Annotated in this window: 1 protein-coding gene; it reads left to right on the top strand. The window is 52.1% G+C overall.

All coding sequences use genetic code 11. The features are described from left to right. The coding region (locus ALO43_RS29020) for a DUF903 domain-containing protein (protein ID WP_157062310.1) at window positions 1-108 on the top strand (108 nt) is incomplete at its 5' end. Between the last annotated feature and the right edge of the window lie 205 nt (window positions 109-313).

The following is a 313-nucleotide window of genomic DNA, read 5'->3' as shown; positions in this document are numbered from 1 at the left end:
ATGCCCAAGACCAAGAGTCGTGATGGTTTCTACGAGTTTGAAGACATCTCCGGCAAGAGAGTCCGGATCAAGGCCGACGAAGTGGCTACGGTCAGACCGGAGGAGTGAAATCCGACTGAACGCTAATGCTCGTTCCCTGTGCGGTTGGGGGCGAGCAGTACACACAGATTTCATTTCCGACGGATTGACAAACCCTGCGGTTTTTTTCATAGTTCACCCCTCGCAAACGTTTGCGTGTTGATGCATTGCATCGACCCTGCGTCGTTCGCCCGAACAATAATCACAAGATCGGAGATGAACTCATGAAGCTGCC

This window comes from Pseudomonas tremae (assembly GCF_001401155.1).
In the GTDB taxonomy this organism is placed as follows: domain Bacteria; phylum Pseudomonadota; class Gammaproteobacteria; order Pseudomonadales; family Pseudomonadaceae; genus Aquipseudomonas; species Aquipseudomonas tremae.
The sequence above is the reverse complement of the archived record's forward strand: the minus strand, read 5'-3'. Positions and strand labels throughout refer to the sequence as shown.